General features: G+C 64.8%; 4 protein-coding genes. 1 reads left to right on the top strand and 3 read right to left on the bottom strand.

The genetic code is table 11. The features are described 5' to 3' along the window. Positions 1–227: 227 nt before the first annotated feature. Positions 228–962 carry a DNA polymerase III subunit epsilon gene (gene dnaQ, locus J0I79_RS34145; protein ID WP_292870305.1) on the top strand — a complete coding sequence of 245 codons (735 nt, stop codon included), beginning with the start codon at positions 228–230 and terminating at the stop codon, positions 960–962. Positions 963–966: 4 nt separating this feature from the next. On the opposite strand, the gene J0I79_RS34140 is transcribed toward dnaQ, so the two are convergent. The 3 genes from J0I79_RS34140 to J0I79_RS34130 form a co-directional block, all read right to left on the bottom strand. After that, positions 967–1,932 carry an alpha/beta hydrolase gene (locus J0I79_RS34140; protein ID WP_292870302.1) on the bottom strand — a complete coding sequence of 322 codons (966 nt, stop codon included), beginning with the start codon at positions 1,930–1,932 and terminating at the stop codon, positions 967–969. A 5-nt stretch (positions 1,933–1,937) separates the two neighbouring features. Beyond that, positions 1,938–2,618, bottom strand: a complete 681-nt coding sequence (locus J0I79_RS34135; RefSeq protein WP_292870299.1) for an isochorismatase family protein — start codon at positions 2,616–2,618, stop codon at positions 1,938–1,940. Between the two features lie 334 nt (positions 2,619–2,952). Then, on the bottom strand, positions 2,953–4,060 hold a 1,108-nt coding region (locus J0I79_RS34130), incomplete at its 5' end, for a Xaa-Pro peptidase family protein (protein WP_292870296.1).

The following is a 4,060-nucleotide window of genomic DNA, read 5'->3' as shown; positions in this document are numbered from 1 at the left end:
CGCCCAAGGTCGCCCTCGTGGCCGTCGCACGAAAGATCCTGACCATCCTCAGCGCAATGATCCGAAACGACAAACCTTGGAATCCAAAACCATCCTGACAAACACAGTTGCTCATCCGTCTCGGCGCTGCGCGCCGATCCACCTTCTCCTACAAGGGGAGAAGGGAAAAGAGGCATTGCCATTTTGTTCCGGTATCCCGATTCTCCCTTCCAGGAGCACCTGATTCGATGCGTGAGATCATCTTCGACACGGAAACCACTGGCCTCGATTCGCGCGACGACCGCGTGATCGAGCTTGGCGGCGTCGAGCTGGTCAACCGCTTCCCGACAGGAAAAACCTTCCACCACTATATCAACCCGCAAGGGCGGGCGATCCATGCCGAGGCGCAGGCTGTGCACGGCATCAGCGCGGCTGATCTCCAGGGCAAGCCGACCTTCGCCGAAATCGCCGAGGAATGGCTGAAGTTCACCGATGGCGCCAAGCTGATCGCCCACAATGCCACCTTCGATATCGGCTTCCTCAATGTCGAATTCGCGCGGCTCGGTCATCCGCCTGTCGATAACGGGATGGTCGTCGACACGCTGGCTCTGGCGCGCCGCAAGCACCCGATGGGCCCCAACTCGCTCGACGCGCTCTGCCGGCGCTACGGCATCGACAACACCAAGCGCACCAAGCACGGCGCGCTGCTCGATTCCGAATTGCTGGCCGAAGTCTATATCGAGCTGATCGGCGGCAAGCAGGCCGCGCTCATTCTCGACAGTGCCGGCGGGGCCGCTCAGGGCGGCGAAAATGTCCGCCAGATCGAAATCGTCCTTCCCGAGCGCCCGGCGCCGCTTGCGCCGCGCCTCACCGAAGCCGAGCGCGCCGCCCATGCCGGCATGGTCGCCACGCTCGGCGAAAAGGCGCTCTGGCTGAAGCTCGCCGCGCCGGACCAGAGTGAAGCAACGCCCGCGCAGGGCTGATCCCTCAATAGGGCCACTCGCCCCGGCCGAGCGCCGCCACCGCCGCGATGATGTTTGCGAAAGCTTGCGCCGCTGCCGGCACCGTGGTGCGGGCGCGCAGGAAACTGTGCACCAGGCGCGGCTCCTCATGCCACCACGCCTTGCCGCCGGCGGCCACAATGCGGTCGCGATAAGTTTCGCCGTCGGATGACAGCGGATCGCATTGGGCGGTGACGATCACGGTCGGCGGCAGGTCGGAGAAATCCCTGTCGCGCAGTGGTGAGAAGGTCGGGTCGTCGGGCGATTGGTTCCTCGTCGAGCGTACATTGCGGTAGAAGGCGATATCGCCCGTCGACAGCAGCGGCGCTTCGGCATGCTCGACATAGGAGCCAATGCTCTCGTCGCCGCCAAGTCCGGGATAGATGAGCACCTGGCCGATCGCCGCCCTGGCATGATGGCGCGTCGCTTGCGCCACCGCCGCCGCCAGATTGCCGCCGGCGCTTTCGCCGCAGAGCACGATCGGCAGGCTGCTTGTCCCTGCAGCCCAGGTGAAGGCGGCCAGCGCGTCGTCGAAGGCGGCAGGGTGCGGATGCTCCGGCGCCAGCCGGTAATCGACGGACAGCACCTCGCAACCGGTGCCGGCGCAGAGTTCGGCGCAGATGTCGTCGTGGCTGTCGAGCCCGCCGAGGATGAAGCCGCCGCCGTGATAGTAGACGACAGCCGCGCGCGGAGCCTTGCCGCAGGATTGGTAGCGCCTGACCGGAACAGCGAGGCCGCCATGGCTGATCACACGGTCGCCGGCTGTGACCTTTGGCGGATAGGCCTGATGGAAGGCCCGGCACATCCGGTCATAGATCTCGCGCTGCCTGTCTATCGGCAGGCCTGATATCTCGGGCGGATACCAGGCGTTGACCTGGTCGATATAGTCCCAGAGTTCCGGATCGAGCAGGGCCGCGTATTTGCCACGCCCGACTGGAAGGTCGCCCGCCATCGCGCTCAAAGTCCGGCGTAGAGATCGGCCGCGTTGTCGAAGGTGAAGCGCAGCGGCACCGAACCCTCGACCTGCCAGACGGTGACCGTCTCCCCCGCCAGCAGCCGGCAGGCGCCGTCCGTGTCGGTCACCGCGCCGCCATAGAGCCGGTTGGCGAGATTGAGAATGGCGGTCTGGTGCATAGCCGCGCTGCCGCTACCGCAGGCATCCTTGACCAAAAGCACGCGAAACCCCTTCGCCACGGCATCCCTGACCGAAGCATCGATGCAGGCCTCGGTCCAGACACCCGCAATGACCAGCCATCCGATACCGGAAGCCTTGAGCCGGTCGGTGGCCGGACCGGTGCGGAAGGCGCTGGCTTCGGCCTTGATCGAGAAGACCTCGCCATCGACCGGCGCCACTTCATGGCAGATCGCCGTCAGCGGATCGCTCTTGTCGGAGAAGGCCGATTTGCCGTCCTCGCCCACCGGATGGAAGGGGCGGTCCTGGGTGTCGAGATCGACGATATAGGCCCAGTGATGAAGCGGCACTTTGTTGCGCCGCGCCGCGTCCTGCAGGCGCTGGACGTTGGCGAGAATACCCGCGAAGCCCTCGACGAGATAGCGCGGGTCCTGCCGGTGCTCTTCCTGCAGGTCGATGAAGACGGCCGCGACCGCGCCGCGCCTGATGGTGATGGGGGCTTTCATGCGGGCGCGCCGGAGTTCAGGGCCGACGTCGCCGCAATCAGCAGGCTGGTGCTGACAGTGGCGATTGGCCGAAGCATCTCCACCTTCGTCATCCACGGGCGGAGCAGGAGCGAAGCTCCGTCGCGGAGACCCGAGGATCCATGCCGTGACGTTGATCGAACGGTGCAACGGAGCAGAATTCCGTAACCGTTGCACGGCATCGACGTCACGGCATGGATCCTAGGGTCTGCGCCGCGTCGCTGCGCTCCTTGCTCCGCCCTAGGATGACGAAAGCGATGGGCGCCGCCGCTATTCGAAAAGGTCCGCGATACTTCGCGGAGGCTGGCATCGATCATCAACCCCGCCCCTCCAGGAACTCGTCCTCATAGGGAAAGCGCGACAGAAGCTCCGTGCCCGTCTCGGTGATCAGAATCTCGTCTTCCAGCTTGACGCCCTCGCGTCCGCCCTTCTCGCCGATATAGCTTTCCACGCTCACCACCATGCCGGGCACGATATGGCCGTCGCGGCCATAAGTCTCGTAGTCCATGGCGTGCGCGATGAACGGCGTCTCGCCGTGCATGCCGACGCCGTGCATCACCGAGGTATAGCGCTGGTCGACAAAACGGTCCGGGATTTTCCACGCCTTCTCGGCGATTTCGCGGAAAGCCATGCCGGGCTTCACGATCGAGATGTTGTGCTGAACCTGGTCGTGCGCCATGCGGTAGAGGGACTTCTGGTAGGGGGTCGGCTTGCCCGGACCGCAGCGGAAGGTGCGGGAGAAATCCGAATAATAGCCGTAGCAGCCGATCGTGTCGGTATCGAGCGCCAAGAGTTCGCCCGGCCGGATCTTGCGGCCGCTGGCCTCGTTGAACCATGGGTTGGTGCGTTGCCCCGAGGTCAACAGCCGCGTCTCGATGAACTCGCCGCCCTGGCGGATGACCTCGCCATACATGATGGCGAACAGCTCGTTTTCGGAAACGCCGGGCCTGATCGCCTCGCGCACCGCCGCCACGGCCGCTTCCGCGCCGGCCATCGATGCCAGCAGGCATTTTACCTCCTCCGGCGTCTTCACCGCGCGCACCGCCAGAATTTCGCCCTGGCAGTCGCGCACCTCGCAGCCGCGCTTTTCCAGCGCCAGCGCCTGCAGATGGCTGCAGCGGTCCAGCCCGAGCTTCATCGAGCCGCCACTATGCTTCTTCAGCAGCTCCGCTATCTCATCGGCGAAAGGCCCCGCGGTCTCGTCGTCGCGCCCCGAGACCGACGACCAGACCAGCTTGGAAGGACGCGCCTCGTCGATCGTGTCGAGCACCATGGAGACATGGTAGCTCTGCGGATATTCGAACAGCACGATCGGCCCGTCCGTCGGGATGAAGAAGTACCGCGTCGAGTTGCGCAGGAAATAGCCGAACATGTTGCGCGAGCCGGTGGTGTAGCGCTGGTTGTAGGGGTCGAACAGCACCACG

Origin of the sequence: Mesorhizobium sp. (genome assembly GCF_017306585.1) — a bacterium.
In the GTDB taxonomy this organism is placed as follows: domain Bacteria; phylum Pseudomonadota; class Alphaproteobacteria; order Rhizobiales; family Rhizobiaceae; genus Mesorhizobium.
This window is presented reverse-complemented; position numbering and strand designations above follow the sequence as displayed.

Coding starts and splice junctions, on each gene's coding strand:
- dnaQ (WP_292870305.1), top strand. CDS start 228: ATGCGTGAGATCATCTTCGACACGGAAACCACTGGCCTCGATTCGCGC.
- J0I79_RS34140 (WP_292870302.1), bottom strand. CDS start 1,932: ATGGCGGGCGACCTTCCAGTCGGGCGTGGCAAATACGCGGCCCTGCTC.
- J0I79_RS34135 (WP_292870299.1), bottom strand. CDS start 2,618: ATGAAAGCCCCCATCACCATCAGGCGCGGCGCGGTCGCGGCCGTCTTC.